This is a genomic window from Microbacterium sp. STF-2, from assembly GCF_034650155.1.
Classification (GTDB): Bacteria; Actinomycetota; Actinomycetes; order Actinomycetales; family Microbacteriaceae; genus Microbacterium; species Microbacterium maritypicum_A.
The window spans coordinates 2,673,926-2,688,735 of record NZ_JARKMW010000001.1 but is presented as its reverse complement, the minus strand read 5'-3'; the positions used below and the strand labels follow the sequence as shown (position 1 = coordinate 2,688,735).

Genomic DNA, 14,810 nt, shown 5'->3' with positions numbered 1-14,810 from the left:
ATGCACCCGGCCTGATGTACCCCCGGGACGAGCCGTCCGTACCGATGCGGGCGGCCCGTCCTGGTGCGCGGGGTGCTCCGCGGAATCCGGGCTCTTCCCTTGCAGACCCGACGCACGGCATTCTGGAGGGATGCCCCTGTCCGCGATCGAGCTGCACCGGCGCGGCGTCGAAGCGGCGAACGCCCGACGATTCACGCAGGCACGACGCGCGCTCGACACGGCATCCACCCGCACCGACGACCCCGACCTCCGCGCGCGCATCGACGGCACGGTCGCCTACGTGCTCGCGCAGACCGGAGAGCCCGCGGCCGCCGAGCAGCTGTGCCGCGAGGCCCTCGGCCGAACGGGCCTCCGTGCGGAGACGATCACGGTGCTCAGCGGCCAGCTCGGCACACTTCTCATGCACGGCGGACGGCTGGCCGAGGCGGAAGTCGAACTGACCCGCGCCATCGACACGCTCACGGCGATCGGAGACGAGACCACCGAGCTCGCGAACTGTCTGATGAACCGTTCGGTGGTGCGGATGCAGCAGCGCGAGCTCGAGACCTGCGTCGAGGATCTGCGGCGCGCGGTGGCCGTGTACGAGGCGAACGACGATGACGAGCCCCTGGCCGAGGCGCGGCACAATCTCGGCTATGCGGCGCTGCTCGGGGGCGACCTCGTCACCGCGCTCACCCTGATGACCCGTTCCCGTCCGAAGCTCGCCGCGATCAGCGACCTCGCCGCGGCGATCAGCGACCTCGATCGGGCGGAGGTGCTGCGCGACGCGGGCCTCACGACCGAGGCCGAGACACTGCTCGAGCAGGTCGCCGCCCAGTTCGGCGCGCAGCGGATGCGGCAAGCCAGGGGCGAGGCCGAATTCCACCTCGCCCGCTCGCTGCTGCGACATGATCCCGCCGCCGCAGAGCGGGCGGCCCGCAGCGCCGCCCGACGTTTCACCGCACTCGGGAATCACGGGTGGGCGGCGCGTGCCGAAGCGGTGCGCCTCGAGGCGCAGCAGCGGGCGAAGCCGCACCGCCCCATCGACGGCGACGATTTCGCGCGCACCGCGAAGGCGCTCGACCAGGGCGGCTTCCACACCGAGGCGACAGGACTCCGCCTGAGCGCTCGGCGTGACGGTTCCGGCCGGCTGCCACGGCTGGACGATGCGGCCCCGACGCCCCTGCGCCTGCGTGCACACGAGGTGCGCGCCGCTCGCGCCGCAGCCGCCGGTCGCGACCGCGATGCCCTCCGGGCAGCCGCCGATGGCCTCGATCTGCTCACCGCCTGGCAGCAGTCGTTCGGCGCTCTCGACCTGCAGGCGTCGGTCGCGATGCACGGCAGCGACCTGATGTTCGCTGGACTCTCCGCGGCCGCTCGACGGCGCGACCCCGCCCTCCTGTTCGAGTGGTCGGAGCGTGCGCGGCACCTCAGCCAGCAGGTCGCCCCGGTGCGCCCCCCGCACGACGAATCCCTCGCGGTCGATCTGGCGGAACTGCGCATGCTCCGTGCCGAGCTGGCCGGCGCCGACTGGACGACGGATGCGAGGGTGCGCGCCCTCCGTGATCGGGTGCGCGAACGACAGTGGGCGGCGACCGGCTCAGGCGGCACGCGCGAACGGCTCGGACTCACGGAGGCGATGGCGCTGCTCGATCCCGACCTTGCCGTCCTGTCATACGTGTTCACCGGCACCGATCTGCATGCGGTCCTGGTGACCACCGCGGGTGCGACCGTCGTCGATCTGTCCTGGTCGCGGGTGCAGTCGGCGCTCGACGGCCTCCGCGCCGACCTCGACATGGCCGCCCTGACCCGTGGCGGCCTGATGGGCGAGGTCACTGAACGGGCGCTCGCCTCGCGCCTGGCGATCCTCGACGCCGAGCTCCTCGCGCCGCTGCTGCTCGCCGCGCCGTCCGCAGCGAGACTGGCCATCACGGTACCCGGAGCGCTCGGTGGAGTTCCGTGGGCGATGCTCTCCGGCATGTCGGGCACCCCGTTCACGCTCGCGACATCCGTCTCGCGCCTGCTGGCCGGCCCCTCCCGCACGATCACGCGGCCGGCCTCGGTCGGATTCGCCGCCGGTCCGCGTGTCGCTCGCGCCGGTGACGAGGTCGAACGGGCAGCGGCGGCCTGGCGACGCGCCGGGGTGGCACCGCAGACCCTGCTGACCGGGGAGGCGACGGTCGCCGCGGTCACAGAACTCGCCGCAGCCACCGATGTGCTGCACATCGCCGCGCACGGCAGGCACGCGGTGGACAACCCGCTGTTCTCCGGATTCGAGCTCGCCGACGGCATCCTCTTCGGCTATGACGTCGATCTCATTCCGCGGGTCCCGGCGACGGTGATCCTCTCGGCCTGTGAGCTCGGACGCTCGTCGGTGCGCTGGGGCGAGGAGGCATTGGGCATGACGCGGGTGTGGCTGCACGCCGGTGCCGACTGCGTGATCGCCGCCCCCGTCGCGGTCCCCGATGATGTGGCCGGCGATCTGCTCAGCGCTGTGCACACCGGTCTCTCCGCGGGTGCCGCACCGGCCGTCGCGCTCGCGAGGGCCGCGGTCGACACCGGCGTGAACGCGCCGTTCCAGTGTCATGGAAACGGATTCTGACTTTTCCTCCATTCGGTGTATCAGAACCGATGCCGCACGCTCCTGTTCTTCGGAAGGTGCCATGCGAAGGGCCTCGAAGGGTGAGGCGCGAGGGAGGCGCAGTCGGATCTGGGGATCAGGCGCACTGGGGAGCGCGAGTACGACACGGACACCATCTGCTCGGGGGCGTCGCGGCATGCAGCCGCGACACCCTCAGAGGGCCTCGACGATCTGGGGACGTCGGGGCCCTTGGGGTGTCCGACAGCGTCCGGGCTCAGGCGACCAGCACCGCGTATCCGGCCGCGCGGAGGGCGGCGAGCACCTCGGGATCCGCTCCGGCGTCCGTGATGACGGTCGGGAAGAGGTCGACGCCGCCGACCGTCGAGAACGCCTCCACGCCGAGCTTGCTGCCGTCGGTCACCACGACCGCACGCCGGGCCCGCTCGGCCATCATCCGGTTCACCGCGGCTTCGCGCTCGTCCTGCGTGGTCGCACCGGCGACGGCGTCCATCCCGTTCACGCCGATGAAGGCGATGTCGAGCCGCACCCCGCGCAGCAGCTGCTCCACGAACGGGCCGACCAGTTCGTAACTGCGCGAGTGGATGACGCCGCCGGTGACGACGACCTTGATGTCGGGGCGGGTGGCGAGCTGGGCGGCGATGTTCACGGCGTTGGTGACGACCGTGATGCCGCCGTTGCCCGAGAGGTCGTCGCGCGCGGCGAGCGCTGCGGCGATGGCGGTCGTGGTGGTTCCGCCCGAGAGTCCGACGACCATGCCGGGGGCGACCAGGCCGGCGGCGGTCTGCGCGATGCTCGCCTTCTCGTGCGTGCGCAGGTGGCTCTTGTAGCGGATGGGCAGCTCATAGGCGACGGTCTGCGCCACCGCACCGCCATGGGTGCGGGTGAGCAGGCGCTGCTCGGCGAGGGTGTCGAGGTCTCGGCGTGTGGTCGCCGACGAGGCCTCGAACCGTTCGACCAGCTCTTCGACCGTGACCTCGCCCTTCGCGGCCAGGAGGTCGAGGATCGCGTTCAGCCGAGCCGCCCGCTTCATCAGGCGACCGATTCCGCCGGCTGCAGCGCGAACAGCCGCAGCATCCGCGCCGCTTCACCGGCGAGGGCGTCGCGGGCGGGGGCGAGGTACTTGCGGGAGTCGACGAGACGCTCATCGGCGTCGAGCTTCTCGCGCACCGCCCGCGTGAAGAACCCGTTCAGATGCGTGGAGACGTTGATCTTCGTCATGCCCGCCCGCACGGCGTCGGCGATCACGGCATCCGCGACGCCGGAGGACCCGTGCAGCACCAGCGGCACCGGCAGGGCCTCGTGCAGTCGTGCGATCAGGTCGAGGTCGAGGGACGCCGTGCGGTCGGTCATCGCGTGCGAGGAACCCACCGCGACCGCGAGCGCATCGACACCGGTGGCCGCGACGAACGCACGCGCCTCGTCGGGGTCGGTGCGCACACCCGGAGCGTGCGCCCCGTCCTTGCCACCCACCTCTCCGAGCTCGCCCTCGACGTAGACCCCGGCCTCGTGCGCACGGGCAGCGACCGCCGCCGTGAGAGCCACGTTGTCGTCGTAGGGCAGGGCGCCGCCGTCGAACATGACCGAGCCGAAGCCCAGCGCGATGGCCTCGTCGACCAGTTCGGGCCGCTCGGCGTGATCGAGGTGCACAGCCACGGGCGTCTGTGCACGCCTGGCCACCGCGAGCGTGGCCAGCGCGATGGGCTCGAGCCCGCCGTGATAGTCGGCGCAGTTCTGCGAGATCTGCAGGATGACGGGCAGCTGCGCGAGGGCGGCGGCCCGCACCAGCCCCTCGGCGGTCTCGAGGTGGATCACGTTGAAGGCGCCGATGCCGGTGCCTTCGGCGGCAGCGGCGGAGACGAGGTCGCGAGCGGAGACGAGGGTCACGAAGGGTCCTTCCGGAACGATTCAGGATGGGGATGCGAGATGCGGAGCTGTTGTTCGAGCTCCGTCCAGCGCGACGAGATGTCGCCGGCCAGCGGGGTCAGCACCGCGGCGGCGGACCAGGCGGTGGCCCGGCGGAGAATCTGCTCGGGATCGCGCACCCCCTCGGCGTACAGCACGGCGCAGGCGGCGACCCCGGCATCACCGGCGCCCGTCGGGTTGCCCGCGAGGGGTTCGTCGAGGCGAGCGTGCACGAGTGCGGACGCCGTGACCGCGAGCATGCCCTCGGCCCCCAGCGAGAGCAGCACGAGTTCGGCGCCCCGGGCGATCAGCGATCGGGCCCCTTCGACAGGGTCGGCGATGCCTGTGGCCTCGACCAGCTCGGCCGCGTTGGGCTTGAGCACTGTGGCTCCGGCCTCCGCCGCGCGCAGCAGAGCGGGTCCGGAGGTGTCGACGATCACCGGCACTCCGGCGTCCTTCCCCACCGCGATGAGCATGGGGAGCAACGACTCCGGCGCGCCAGGCGGCACACTGCCGGACACGACCAGCACACGCGCACCCGACAACCGTTCGACGACTTCGGCGAGCAGCGCCGCCCATTCGGCATCGGTCGGATTCGCACCCCGCTCGTTGATGATCGTGGTGTCGCCGAGCGCCTCATCGACCACCGCGATGCTGCGGCGGGTCTCCGCGGCGACCGCCACCAGCGCGTTCGGCACACCGCTCGTGCGCAGCTCCGCGGCGAACTCCTCGCCGACCCGACCGCCCACGGTGGTGACCGCGAGCACGTCCGCACCCTCGGCGTGCGCCACCCGCGCGACGTTGAGTCCTTTGCCGCCGGCACGAGCGGCCCCGGCATCCGCCCGGTGCGTTCCGCCCTCGACGAGCCGATCGACGCGCCAGGTGAGGTCGAGGGCGGGGTTCGGAGTGACGGTGAGGATCATGTGAGCTCCCGTGCGCGGAGGGCGGCGCCCAGCAGCCCTGCGTTGCCGGAGAGCTCGGCGGGGACCAGCGCCGGGATGCGATGGAAGCTGAGCCGGGCGGCCAGGCGCGTGCGCAGCTCATCGAACAGGGCGCCGCCGGCGCGGGAGAGTCCGCCGCCGATGACCACTGCTTCCGGCGCCACGACGGCGGTGAGCTGAGCCAGAGACATCGTGAGCGCGTCGAGCGCGGAGTTCCAGATCTCCGCGGCCACCTCGTCGCCGGCCGCCGCGCGGGCGATCACGTCCTTCGCTCCGTCCGGAGCGATCCCGGTTGCCTCGCGATACCGCCGGGCGATGGCACCGGCCGAGGCGACGGCTTCGAGGCAACCGCGTGCGCCGCACGCGCAGATCGGCCCGTCCGCGATCGGGGAGTGCCCGATCTCACCCGCGTAACCGCCGGCGGTGTACGGGACGCCCCCGACCAGCAGCGCACCGGCGATCCCCGTGCCGATCACGAGCACCACCGAATCGGCGTAGTCGCGCGCGCCACCGAGTCGGCGTTCCGCCCAGCTGGCGGCACGGACATCGTGGTCGAAGGCCACGGGCAGCCCGAGGCGTTCAGCGGCGAGGTCGCGCAAGGGCGAGTCGTGCCAGCCGAGGTTGCTCGCGAAGACGCCCAAGCCGGCATCCGCATCGACGATCCCGGGCACGACGAGTCCCACCGCCTGCGGCACGACAGAGGGGTGCGCGGCGCGGAGCTCCTCGGCCAGCACCTCGAGACGCTCGAGCAGCACCTGCGTGCGGTCGCCCTCGGCGATCGGCGTGGGCGTGCGGCGCAGTCCGAGGGCGGTGCCGTCGGCGTCGAACAGGGCCGACTTGATGTCGGTGCCGCCCACGTCGAACGCCAGCACGGGGGCACCGACGCCGAGCGTGCGCACGGCGGCGAGCTTCTCACCGGTCGCGTCTCGCTCGACGTCGGGAACGGCATCCGTCCCGTCAGCTCGGGTCATGGTCAGCTCCGGCGGCGGGTTGCGTCATGCATCCAGGATGACGGATCGCGTGAGGTTGCGGGGCTGGTCGGGGTCGAGGCCGCGAGCGACGGCGCGGTCGAGCGCGGTGCGGTGCAGGCGCACGAGGTCGGCGAGCGGGTCGATCGACCGCTGCTCGAAGCGGGCGCCGGTGGCCTCGACCTGCGCAGCGAGTCCCTCGGGAGCCTCGCCGAACTGCCAGGTGACGCGGCCAGGGGCCGCGATCGCGATCGGACCGTGCCGGTAGTCCATCGAGGGGTACGCCTCGGTCCACGACTGCGAGGACTCTCGCAGCTTCAGCGCGGCCTCGTGGGCGAGGCCGATCGTCCATCCGCGTCCGAGGAACGTGTACTGCTCCGCGTCGCGCAGCTCGTCGTCGCCGTCCTCGGCGAGCACGGCCTCGGCATCGGCGATGGCGCCGGAGAGGTCTTCGCCGAGCGACGCCCGGAAGAGCGCCAGCGCGGTGGTCGCGAATCGCGTCTGCACGACCGACTGCTCATCGGCGAACGGGAGCAGCACCGCCTCGTCGGCGAGCGAGACGAGCGGCGAATCCGGATCGCCGATCACTCCGATGGTCGGGATGCGCCCCTTGATGCGGTCGACGAGCTCGAGCACCTCGCTCGTGGTCCCGGAACGGGTGAGGGCGACGACGGCGTCGTATCCGCGGTCGAGGAAGGCCTCGGACGCCGCGTAGGCGTCGGTCTCACCCTGACCGGCGGACTCGCGCAACGCGGCGTACGACTGCGCCATGAACCACGACGTGCCGCATCCGACGACGGCGATGCGGGCCCCCGATGCGGGGAGCAGAGCCTGCTCGGCCTTCAGATCGGCCGCCCGCGCCCACATCTCCGGCTGGGAATTGAGTTCTTCGCGCATGTGTGCGCCGGGCAGCGATTCGGACATCGAGGTGCCTTTCTGGCGATAAGTTGCAGACTTGTGATCGTTTGAAGCCTAATTCGATCATAGTATGGCGTCGAATCACAACACCAGCAGCTTTACCTTGATTTGTTTGTTCTCCTGACAAATAATCAGACGAGTTCCACCCTCGACGTCGACCCCGGCCGAAGTCGAGAGCCCCGAGCCCCGGCTTGAACGATCGCGGCTGCCTCATGGCGAAACGATCACCCACGCACTGTCGCGTGATGTGCTTGCGACTGTGCACCACACCCCCTCCCGAAGCGGCCCTGCCGCCGAGGGTTCGGACATCACAGTGAGGAATGCAATACACATGAAGAAGTCACTGCGGTTCGGCGCCGCCGCCATTGCGGCCGTCGCCACGCTCTCGCTCGCTTCGTGCGGGTTCGGCGGTTCGTCCGGCGACAGCGGAGGCGGGGACGGCTCGACCACCCTCGACCTCCTCGTCCCCAGCTACTCCGACGGCACCAAGGCCAACTGGGAGACGGTGATCGACGGGTTCGAGAAGGCCAACCCCGACATCAAGGTCAAGCTCGAGGTGCAGTCGTGGGACAACCTCGAGAAGGTCGTCTCCACCAAGATCCAGGCCGGCGAGGCACCGGACATCTACAACGGCGGACCCTTCGCGGGCTTCGTCGGCGATGAGCTGCTCTACCCGACGAAGGACGTCGTCTCCGACGACACCTACTCCGACTTCCAGGAGTCGTTCCTCAAGAACGCCGAGGTCGACGGGACCGCCTACGCGCTGCCGATGATCGCCTCGGCGCGCGCCCTGTTCGTCAACAACGCGCTGCTCGACCAGGCCGGCGTCGAGGCGCCGACCAACTGGGATGAGCTGCTGGATGCCGCCACCAAGGTGTCCGCACTCGGCGGCGGTGTCGCCGGCTACGGCATGCCGCTCGGATCGGAAGAGGCGCAGGCAGAAGCGGCCGTGTGGCTGTGGGGCGGCGGCGGATCGTTCGGCGATGCCTCCGAGATCACGATCGACACCCCGGAGAACCTCCCCGGTGCCGAGCAGATCAAGAAGATGATCGACGCCGGTGCGACGCAGGCCGACCCGGGTTCCACGCAGCGCTCCCCCCTGATGGACATCTTCATCCAGGGCAAGATCGGCATGCAGGTCGGCCTCCCGCCGACGGTCGGCCAGATCAAGGAGAACAACCCCGACCTGGACTACTCCATCGTTCCGATCCCGACGAAGGACGGCTCGCCCTTCACCCTCGGCGTCATGGACCAGCTGATGGCGTTCCAGAACGATGGTGACAAGCAGGAGGCGATCACCAAGTTCTTCGACTACTACTACTCCGCCGACGTCTACGTGCCGTGGGTGCAGGCCGAGGGCTTCCTGCCGGTCACCAAGTCCGGCGCCGAGCAGCTCTCCGGCGAAGAGGCCCTCAAGCCGTTCCTCGACGTGCTGCCCGACGCGCAGTTCTACCCGTCGACGAACCCGAAGTGGTCCGCTGCCGACGGTGCGTTCAAGTCGCTGTTCGGTCAGATCCAGTCGAAGCCGGCACAGGACGTGCTGACCGAGATCCAGGCACAGGTCGACGCGGGCTGAGCCCGCTGATCGGAGAGGTTCGGGTACCCGAATGAGCCAGAAGACAGAGTCCTCGAACCTCGCGGGGGCGGCGACGAGCCGCCCCCGCACTCCGAAGACCCCGGATGCCACGCGTGGCAGGCCGGGCGGAAAGGATCTTCTCCAAGCGCTGCCGTGGATCGCACCGGCGCTGCTGCTCATCATCGGCGTCGTGCTGTTCCCCGCCGGGGTGATGTTCTTCAACTCGACGCGTGACATCTCCCTGTCGGGCCTCGACAAGGGGTCCGTGGGCTTCGACAACTTCGTCACGGTCTTCACGTTCACCGAGTTCTGGCCGATCTTCTTCCGCACGATCGTGTGGGTGGTCGCGGTCGTGACCCTCACGGTCGTGATCTCGCTCGGTCTGGCGCAGATCCTGAACAAGGCCTTCCCCGGGCGCCAGCTCGTACGCATGGCCGTGATCGTGCCGTGGGCCGCATCCGTCGTGATGACGACCATGGTGTTCTACTACAGCCTCGAGCCGTACTTCGGCATCTTCAACAAGTTCCTCTACGACATCGGGCTCTCCGATGACGCGGTGGGCTACGGCTGGACGAAGAACCCCGCGACGGCCTTCACCTGGTCGATCGTGATCGCGATCTTCGTGTCGCTCCCCTTCACGACCTACACGATCCTCGCCGGACTCCAGTCGGTCCCGGCCGACGCGATCGAGGCGGCGAAGATGGACGGCGCCGGCCCTGCCCGCACCTACTGGTCGATCGTGCTGCCGCAGCTGCGCAGCGCTCTGGCCGTGGCCATCCTCATCAACATCATCAACGTCTTCAACTCGCTGCCGATCCTGAAGGTGATGACCGGGTCGATCCCCGGCTACGGCGCCGACACGATCATGACCCTGATCTTCAAGTACATCGAGCTGCAGAAGAAGGTCGATGTCGCGAGCGCCCTGTCGGTGGTCGCGTTCCTCATCGTCATCGTGATCGTCGCGGCGTACGTGAAGATCGTCAAGCCCATGAAGGAGGTCTGATCATGACCATGACCGAGACCGAGCTCGTGACCACCGCCGGAGGCCGCGGTCGTCGCATGCCGCCGACACCCGGCCGCAAGCGCCGCTACACCGAAGACCAGGTCACGCTGCCCCGGGTGATCCTGCGCACCGTCGCCGGTCTCCTGGTGCTCGCCATCTTCGTGCTGCCCTACCTGATCATGTTCTTCGGCTCGGTGAAGACCAAGTCGCAGATCCGGTCGGTCGATCCGACCTACCTCCCGATCGAGTGGCACTGGGAGAACTACATCTCGATGTGGTCCACCCCCGAGACGCCCCTGCCGTACAACCTGATCTCGACCATCGTCATCGCCGTGTTCGCGACGCTGCTGGTCCTGCTGGTCTCGCTTCCGGCGGCGTACTACACGGCGCGCTTCAAGTTCCCCGGCCGCATGGTGTTCCTGTTCCTGGTCATCGTCACGCAGATGCTGCAGCCGGCCGTGCTCACCTCGGGTCTGTTCCGCCAGTTCACCGTGCTCGGACTCGGCGACACCTGGATCGCGATGATCTTCATCAACGCGGCCTTCAACCTGTCGTTCGCGGTGTGGATCATGCACTCGTTCTTCGCCGGCATCCCCAAAGAGGTCGACGAGGCCGCCCAGATCGACGGCGCCGGGCGCTTCACCGTGCTGTTCAAGATCAACCTGCCGCTCGTGTGGCCGGGCATCGTCACCGCGATCGTCTTCACCTTCGTCGCCTGCTGGAACGAGTTCGCCGCGTCGCTCGTGATCCTGTCGACCGACAAGAACCAGCCGTTGTCGGTCGCTCTGACCAAGTTCGTCGGTCAGTACGAGACGAGCTGGCAGTACGTGTTCGGCGTCTCGATCGTGGCGATCCTGCCGGTGGTCATCCTGTTCATGCTCATCGAGAAGCGTCTCGTCGGTGGCTTGACGGCGGGCAGCGTCAAGTAGCCCTCCGCATCCGCGCGTCGACATCCGCTTGACGGCTTCCGCCCGATGGGAGCACCCGTCGGGCGGATGTGCGTCTGCCGGTCAGGAGCGCGACGTCGATGCCGCGCGCAGCTGCTCGGGATTCCAGCGCACGCCGAGCGCCGACGTCAGTGCGGCCTGGGCGGCTCCGGCGGCGAGCGACACACGAGGATCGGCGTAGCGCACCGGAACCTGCGCCGTGCCGCGGGCGGGGTACTCGGTCTCACGGCGCACGCGATCGAGGAAGCGCGGTCCGAGCTCGGTTGCCGGGCCGCCGATGACGACCTCGATCGGGTCGAGCAGCGCGCCGATGAGCTTGACGGCTCTGGCCAGCGCGCGAGCCCCCTCATCGAGTTGCTCCTCGTCGGCCTGAGCCGCGAGCGCGCGGATCTCCGGGGCATCCATGGCGTCGGAGAACTCGTCGCCGAGCATCGCCCCGAGAGCGGCGGCCGATTCCAGGCAGCCGCGCTGCCCGCATCGGCAGGCGCGCGCGGCGTCGCCGAACACGACCTGCACATGTCCGATCTCACCCGCGCGGTCTCGGGGGCCGGGAGCCAGCTCGCCGTCGAGGGTGACGGCCGCGCCGACACCGCCGCCGAGATGGATGAAGAGGCGGTAGCCGGACGGCGACTCCTCCATACCCGCCTCGGCGATGGCTTCGGCGTCGACGTCGTTGATCAGCAGCACGGGCGCTCCCAGCACACGCTCGAACCGGTCGGCGAGGGGGACGTTCTGCCACTTGAGCTGCACGCTCTCGAGCACCGACCGCCCATCGGTCGTGCCCGGCAGCTGCACGCCGGCGGCGAGGAGCCGTCCGCCGAACTCTTCCGCCACGGCCGACACCGCCTCGTCGAGGGTGCGGTCGCGGTTCTCGGCGGTGTAGCTCACGCGACGGAGGTCGACCTCGGTGCCGTCGAGCGCCACGAGAGCGATGTCGGCGTGCAGGGGCTGGATCACCAGCACCAGGATCAGGTGATGGTCCGCATCGACGCTCAGAGTGGTCGCCCGTTTGCCACCGGTGCTCGCCGCCTGCTCCCCTTCGACGATCAGCCGGTTCTCGATGAGTTCGGCGACCAGCGATGACGCGGTAGCGGCGGTCAGCCCGGTCGACCTCGCGATGCCCGCGCGCGTCTGCGTGCCCGGATTCCGGAAGACCAGCTGCAGAGCCCGGCGCAGGTTCGCACGCCGAACAGACGCCTGGGTGTCGAGGCCGTCATCCGTGCTGAGCATGTGTTCCCGTTCCGACGCTCGCCCGTCGCGAGCTGTTGACAGATCGTGGCGCGATCCGTAGTCTCTCCCTAAGTTTATTCATTGAACTTAGTTGGTCAATGAATCTCACAAAGCTCCGGACGGGCGAGTGCTGCACACACCGTCGCCCGTCCGGCTCCTCCTCCTCAGCGGCTCTCGGCCGCTTCGGTGTGGTGACGGATGACCTCTGCCACCACGAAGTTGAACCACTTCTCCGCGAACTCCGGGTCGAGGTGCGCTTCCTCGGCGAGAGCACGCAGCCGGGCGACCTGCTGTTCCTCCCGATTCGGGTCCGATGCCGGCATCTCATGCTCCGCTTTCAGATGCCCGACCTGCTGAGTCGCGCGAAATCGCTCGGCCAGCATGAAGATCAGTGCGGCGTCGATGTTGTCGATGGTGGCGCGAAGCCGGAGCAGTTCGGCCTTCGGGTCCTCGGCGGCGGTCATGCCCCTACTCTAGAGCCGCGTGACATCCTGGTTTCGATCCATGGCACCGCTATCGTGAGCACATGAGCAACGAAGAGCCGCCGGAATCCGCGCCCCACGACGACGACGCATCCGCCGCGACTCCCGCCGCGCCGGCGACCGGCCGTCGCAAGGCCGCACCCGCATCCGTGCCGGCCGTCGCAGACGCTCCGATCCCGGTCGTGATCGAGCCGACGACGCCGAGCCGTTCGTTCTGGACGCGCATCGACCGCCCGTTCGTGTTCGGCTTCCTCGTGACGCTGGGTGGACTCGGGGCGATCGTGATCGGCCTCGCGCTGTCGAACCTGTCGACCGTGCTCATCTACATCGCCCTCGCCCTGTTCGGTGCGCTCGGACTCGACCCCGCCGTACGGTTCCTGGAACGCCGTGGACTCTCGCGTGTGATCTCGGTGGTCATCACGATCCTCGCACTCATCGTGGTGTTCGCCCTCGTGCTCTGGATGATCGTTCCCGTCGTGATCGATCAGATCGTGAGCTTCGTGCAGTCCGTGCCCGGCATGATCAAGGACTTCACACACAGCGACATCTACGCGACCCTCGAAGCCCAGTTCGGTGACCAGTTCCAAGAACTGGTCACCCAGGTGCAGTCCTTCCTCACCGACTTCGGCAACCTCGCGACGATCGGCGGCGGCGCCCTGGCCGTGGGCGCTTCGATCGCCACCAGCATCTCCGGAGCCATCGTCGTGCTCGTGCTGACGTTGTACTTCCTCGCGTCGCTGCCCTCGATGAAGCAGGGTCTGCTGCGTCTCGCCCCCGCCCGCGACCGCGCTCGTGCCGGCGACATCACCGACCAGATCACCGACTCGGTCGGCGGCTACGTGATGGGCATGGTCGTGCTCGCGTTCTGCAACGCGACGCTCGCGTTCTTGCTCTACCTCTTCCTCGGGTTGCCGTTCCCCCCGCTGATGGCGGCCATCGCCTTCTGCATCACGTTGATCCCGTTGGTCGGCTCGGTGCTGTTCTGGATCCTCGGCACCTGCCTGGCGCTGTTCACCAACCCGATCGCCGCCCTGATCTTCGCGGCGATCTACCTCGTCTACATGCAGATCGAGGCCTACGTGATCACCCCTCGCGTCATGAACAAGGCGGTCTCGGTGCCGGGTTCTCTCGTCGTGATCGGTGCTCTCGCCGGCGGCACGCTGCTCGGTCTGCTCGGGGCGCTGGTCGCCGTGCCGGTGACCGCGTCGATCCTCATCATCATCAAACAGGTTCTCGTCCCGAAGCAGGACGCCCGGATCTGACCCGCCCGCAACGCAGAAGCGCCCGGACCCTCAGGGGCCCGGGCGCTTCTGCGTGGTGACGACTCAGCTGAGGTCGTTGTCTGCCAGCCACTTCTTGGCGATGTCCTCTGCCGACTTCTGGTCGACCGTGCTCTGCACGTTCAGCCCCACCAGCTCCTCGGCGGTGAGCTTCTTGCTGACCGCGTTGATCACGTCGGAGATCTCGTCGGCGACGTCGCTCGATGCGATCGGCACGACGTTCGAGGCCAGGATGATGTTCTCCGGGTCTTCGAGCGCGACGATGTCTTCGGTCTGGAAGGCCGGGTCTGCCGAGTAGATGTCGGCGACCTGGATCTCACCGGCGAGCAGGGACTCGAGCGTGGTCGGGCCGGTGGCCGAGAAGCCGAGATCGACGCCGTAGACCTCCTTGGCCGCAGCCGGACCGTACGGACGCTGCTCGAACTCCGGAGCGGCACCGATCGTCACCGGGGTCGTGACCTTCGAGAGGTCGCCGATCGTGGTGAGACCGTTTTCCTCGGCGAAGCTCTTCAGCACGGTGTAGGTGTCCTGGTCAGAGGCCTCGGCGTAGTCCAGAGCGGTCAGCCCCTTGGGCAGAGCTTCCTTCAGAGCGGCGTAGACGTCTTCCGGGCTGGTGGCGGTCGCGTCCTTGTCGAGGTACTCGAGCAGGTTGCCGGTGTACTCCGGGAACAGGTCGATCGCGCCGGACTCGATATCGGGCATGTAGGCGTCGCGCTGTCCGATGTTGAACTGGCGGTCGACCTTGATGTCGGCACCCTCGAGAGCCTGCGCGTAGATCTCGGCGATGATCTCGTTCGAGTAATACGCCTGCGAGCCGATGACGATCGTGTCGCCGCCGGAGCTCGAGCCTTCGCTCGGGGCGTCGAGCGGGTTGCTGTTCGCGCAACCGCCGAGGACGAGCACCGCGGCGAGCGCGGCACCACCGGCAAGGGCGAGTCGTGACTTACGTGCTGTGAACATGAGGACTTCCTCTTCTCTGGGA

The 14,810-nt window shown here is 68.9% G+C and carries 13 protein-coding genes; 5 read left to right on the top strand and 8 right to left on the bottom strand.

The features are described 5' to 3' along the window. The first annotated feature begins 130 nt into the window (after positions 1-130). A complete protein-coding gene (locus tag MicroSTF_RS12995; RefSeq protein WP_322956126.1) occupies positions 131-2,581 on the top strand; it encodes a CHAT domain-containing protein in 2,451 nt (816 codons plus the stop codon). A gap of 253 nt (positions 2,582-2,834) precedes the next feature. On the opposite strand, the gene MicroSTF_RS12990 is transcribed toward MicroSTF_RS12995, so the two are convergent. Genes MicroSTF_RS12990 through MicroSTF_RS12970 form a run of 5 tightly spaced genes read right to left on the bottom strand, consistent with a single transcriptional unit; the run spans position 2,835 to position 7,316 of the window. Next, a complete protein-coding gene (locus MicroSTF_RS12990; protein WP_021200137.1) occupies positions 2,835-3,611 on the bottom strand; it encodes a DeoR/GlpR family DNA-binding transcription regulator in 777 nt (258 codons plus the stop codon). Next, on the bottom strand, positions 3,611-4,465 hold the full coding sequence (locus tag MicroSTF_RS12985; RefSeq protein ID WP_322956124.1) for a class II fructose-bisphosphate aldolase: 855 nt from the start codon (positions 4,463-4,465) through the stop codon (positions 3,611-3,613). The genes MicroSTF_RS12990 and MicroSTF_RS12985 overlap by 1 nt, the downstream gene beginning before the upstream one ends. Beyond that, positions 4,462-5,406, bottom strand: a complete 945-nt coding sequence (locus MicroSTF_RS12980; protein WP_322956122.1) for a 1-phosphofructokinase family hexose kinase — start codon at positions 5,404-5,406, stop codon at positions 4,462-4,464. The genes MicroSTF_RS12985 and MicroSTF_RS12980 overlap by 4 nt, the downstream gene beginning before the upstream one ends. After that, entirely contained in the window at positions 5,403-6,395 is a 993-nt protein-coding gene (locus MicroSTF_RS12975; protein ID WP_021200134.1) for an ROK family protein, read from the bottom strand. The genes MicroSTF_RS12980 and MicroSTF_RS12975 overlap by 4 nt, the downstream gene beginning before the upstream one ends. 24 nt (positions 6,396-6,419) lie before the next feature. Beyond that, on the bottom strand, positions 6,420-7,316 hold the full coding sequence (locus MicroSTF_RS12970) for an SIS domain-containing protein (RefSeq protein WP_021200133.1): 897 nt from the start codon (positions 7,314-7,316) through the stop codon (positions 6,420-6,422). Between the two features lie 325 nt (positions 7,317-7,641). On the opposite strand from MicroSTF_RS12970, the gene MicroSTF_RS12965 reads away from it, so the two are divergent. Genes MicroSTF_RS12965 through MicroSTF_RS12955 form a run of 3 tightly spaced genes read left to right on the top strand, consistent with a single transcriptional unit; the run spans position 7,642 to position 10,818 of the window. Next, positions 7,642-8,886, top strand: a complete 1,245-nt coding sequence (locus MicroSTF_RS12965) for an extracellular solute-binding protein (protein WP_021200132.1) — start codon at positions 7,642-7,644, stop codon at positions 8,884-8,886. A 31-nt stretch (positions 8,887-8,917) separates the two neighbouring features. Beyond that, positions 8,918-9,889 carry a carbohydrate ABC transporter permease gene (locus tag MicroSTF_RS12960; protein WP_029258818.1) on the top strand — a complete coding sequence of 324 codons (972 nt, stop codon included), beginning with the start codon at positions 8,918-8,920 and terminating at the stop codon, positions 9,887-9,889. 2 nt (positions 9,890-9,891) lie between these two features. Continuing rightward, positions 9,892-10,818: a carbohydrate ABC transporter permease gene (locus tag MicroSTF_RS12955; RefSeq protein ID WP_315072541.1), complete on the top strand. Its 927-nt coding sequence runs from the start codon at positions 9,892-9,894 to the stop codon at positions 10,816-10,818. An 81-nt stretch (positions 10,819-10,899) separates the two neighbouring features. On the opposite strand, the gene MicroSTF_RS12950 is transcribed toward MicroSTF_RS12955, so the two are convergent. Together MicroSTF_RS12950 and MicroSTF_RS12945 are read right to left on the bottom strand one after the other, a co-directional pair. Continuing rightward, a complete protein-coding gene (locus MicroSTF_RS12950) occupies positions 10,900-12,066 on the bottom strand; it encodes an ROK family protein (protein ID WP_029258817.1) in 1,167 nt (388 codons plus the stop codon). Between the two features lie 164 nt (positions 12,067-12,230). Continuing rightward, positions 12,231-12,530 carry a chorismate mutase gene (locus MicroSTF_RS12945; protein WP_021200128.1) on the bottom strand — a complete coding sequence of 100 codons (300 nt, stop codon included), beginning with the start codon at positions 12,528-12,530 and terminating at the stop codon, positions 12,231-12,233. 62 nt (positions 12,531-12,592) lie between these two features. Here MicroSTF_RS12945 and MicroSTF_RS12940 point away from each other — a divergent pair, with 62 nt between their 5' ends. Continuing rightward, a complete protein-coding gene (locus MicroSTF_RS12940) occupies positions 12,593-13,810 on the top strand; it encodes an AI-2E family transporter (protein WP_322956117.1) in 1,218 nt (405 codons plus the stop codon). 63 nt (positions 13,811-13,873) lie between these two features. On the opposite strand, the gene MicroSTF_RS12935 is transcribed toward MicroSTF_RS12940, so the two are convergent. Continuing rightward, positions 13,874-14,788 carry an ABC transporter substrate-binding protein gene (locus MicroSTF_RS12935; protein WP_322956115.1) on the bottom strand — a complete coding sequence of 305 codons (915 nt, stop codon included), beginning with the start codon at positions 14,786-14,788 and terminating at the stop codon, positions 13,874-13,876. Positions 14,789-14,810 lie beyond the last annotated feature (22 nt).

Bases quoted from the DNA above. Each gene is read 5' to 3' on its own strand.
- MicroSTF_RS12935 (WP_322956115.1), bottom strand. From the start codon at position 14,788: ATGTTCACAGCACGTAAGTCACGACTCGCCCTTGCCGGTGGTGCCGCG.
- MicroSTF_RS12995 (WP_322956126.1), top strand. From the start codon at position 131: ATGCCCCTGTCCGCGATCGAGCTGCACCGGCGCGGCGTCGAAGCGGCG.
- MicroSTF_RS12965 (WP_021200132.1), top strand. From the start codon at position 7,642: ATGAAGAAGTCACTGCGGTTCGGCGCCGCCGCCATTGCGGCCGTCGCC.
- MicroSTF_RS12990 (WP_021200137.1), bottom strand. From the start codon at position 3,611: ATGAAGCGGGCGGCTCGGCTGAACGCGATCCTCGACCTCCTGGCCGCG.
- MicroSTF_RS12955 (WP_315072541.1), top strand. From the start codon at position 9,892: ATGACCATGACCGAGACCGAGCTCGTGACCACCGCCGGAGGCCGCGGT.
- MicroSTF_RS12945 (WP_021200128.1), bottom strand. From the start codon at position 12,530: ATGACCGCCGCCGAGGACCCGAAGGCCGAACTGCTCCGGCTTCGCGCC.
- MicroSTF_RS12960 (WP_029258818.1), top strand. From the start codon at position 8,918: ATGAGCCAGAAGACAGAGTCCTCGAACCTCGCGGGGGCGGCGACGAGC.
- MicroSTF_RS12975 (WP_021200134.1), bottom strand. From the start codon at position 6,395: ATGACCCGAGCTGACGGGACGGATGCCGTTCCCGACGTCGAGCGAGAC.
- MicroSTF_RS12970 (WP_021200133.1), bottom strand. From the start codon at position 7,316: ATGTCCGAATCGCTGCCCGGCGCACACATGCGCGAAGAACTCAATTCC.
- MicroSTF_RS12940 (WP_322956117.1), top strand. From the start codon at position 12,593: ATGAGCAACGAAGAGCCGCCGGAATCCGCGCCCCACGACGACGACGCA.
- MicroSTF_RS12980 (WP_322956122.1), bottom strand. From the start codon at position 5,406: ATGATCCTCACCGTCACTCCGAACCCCGCCCTCGACCTCACCTGGCGC.
- MicroSTF_RS12950 (WP_029258817.1), bottom strand. From the start codon at position 12,066: ATGCTCAGCACGGATGACGGCCTCGACACCCAGGCGTCTGTTCGGCGT.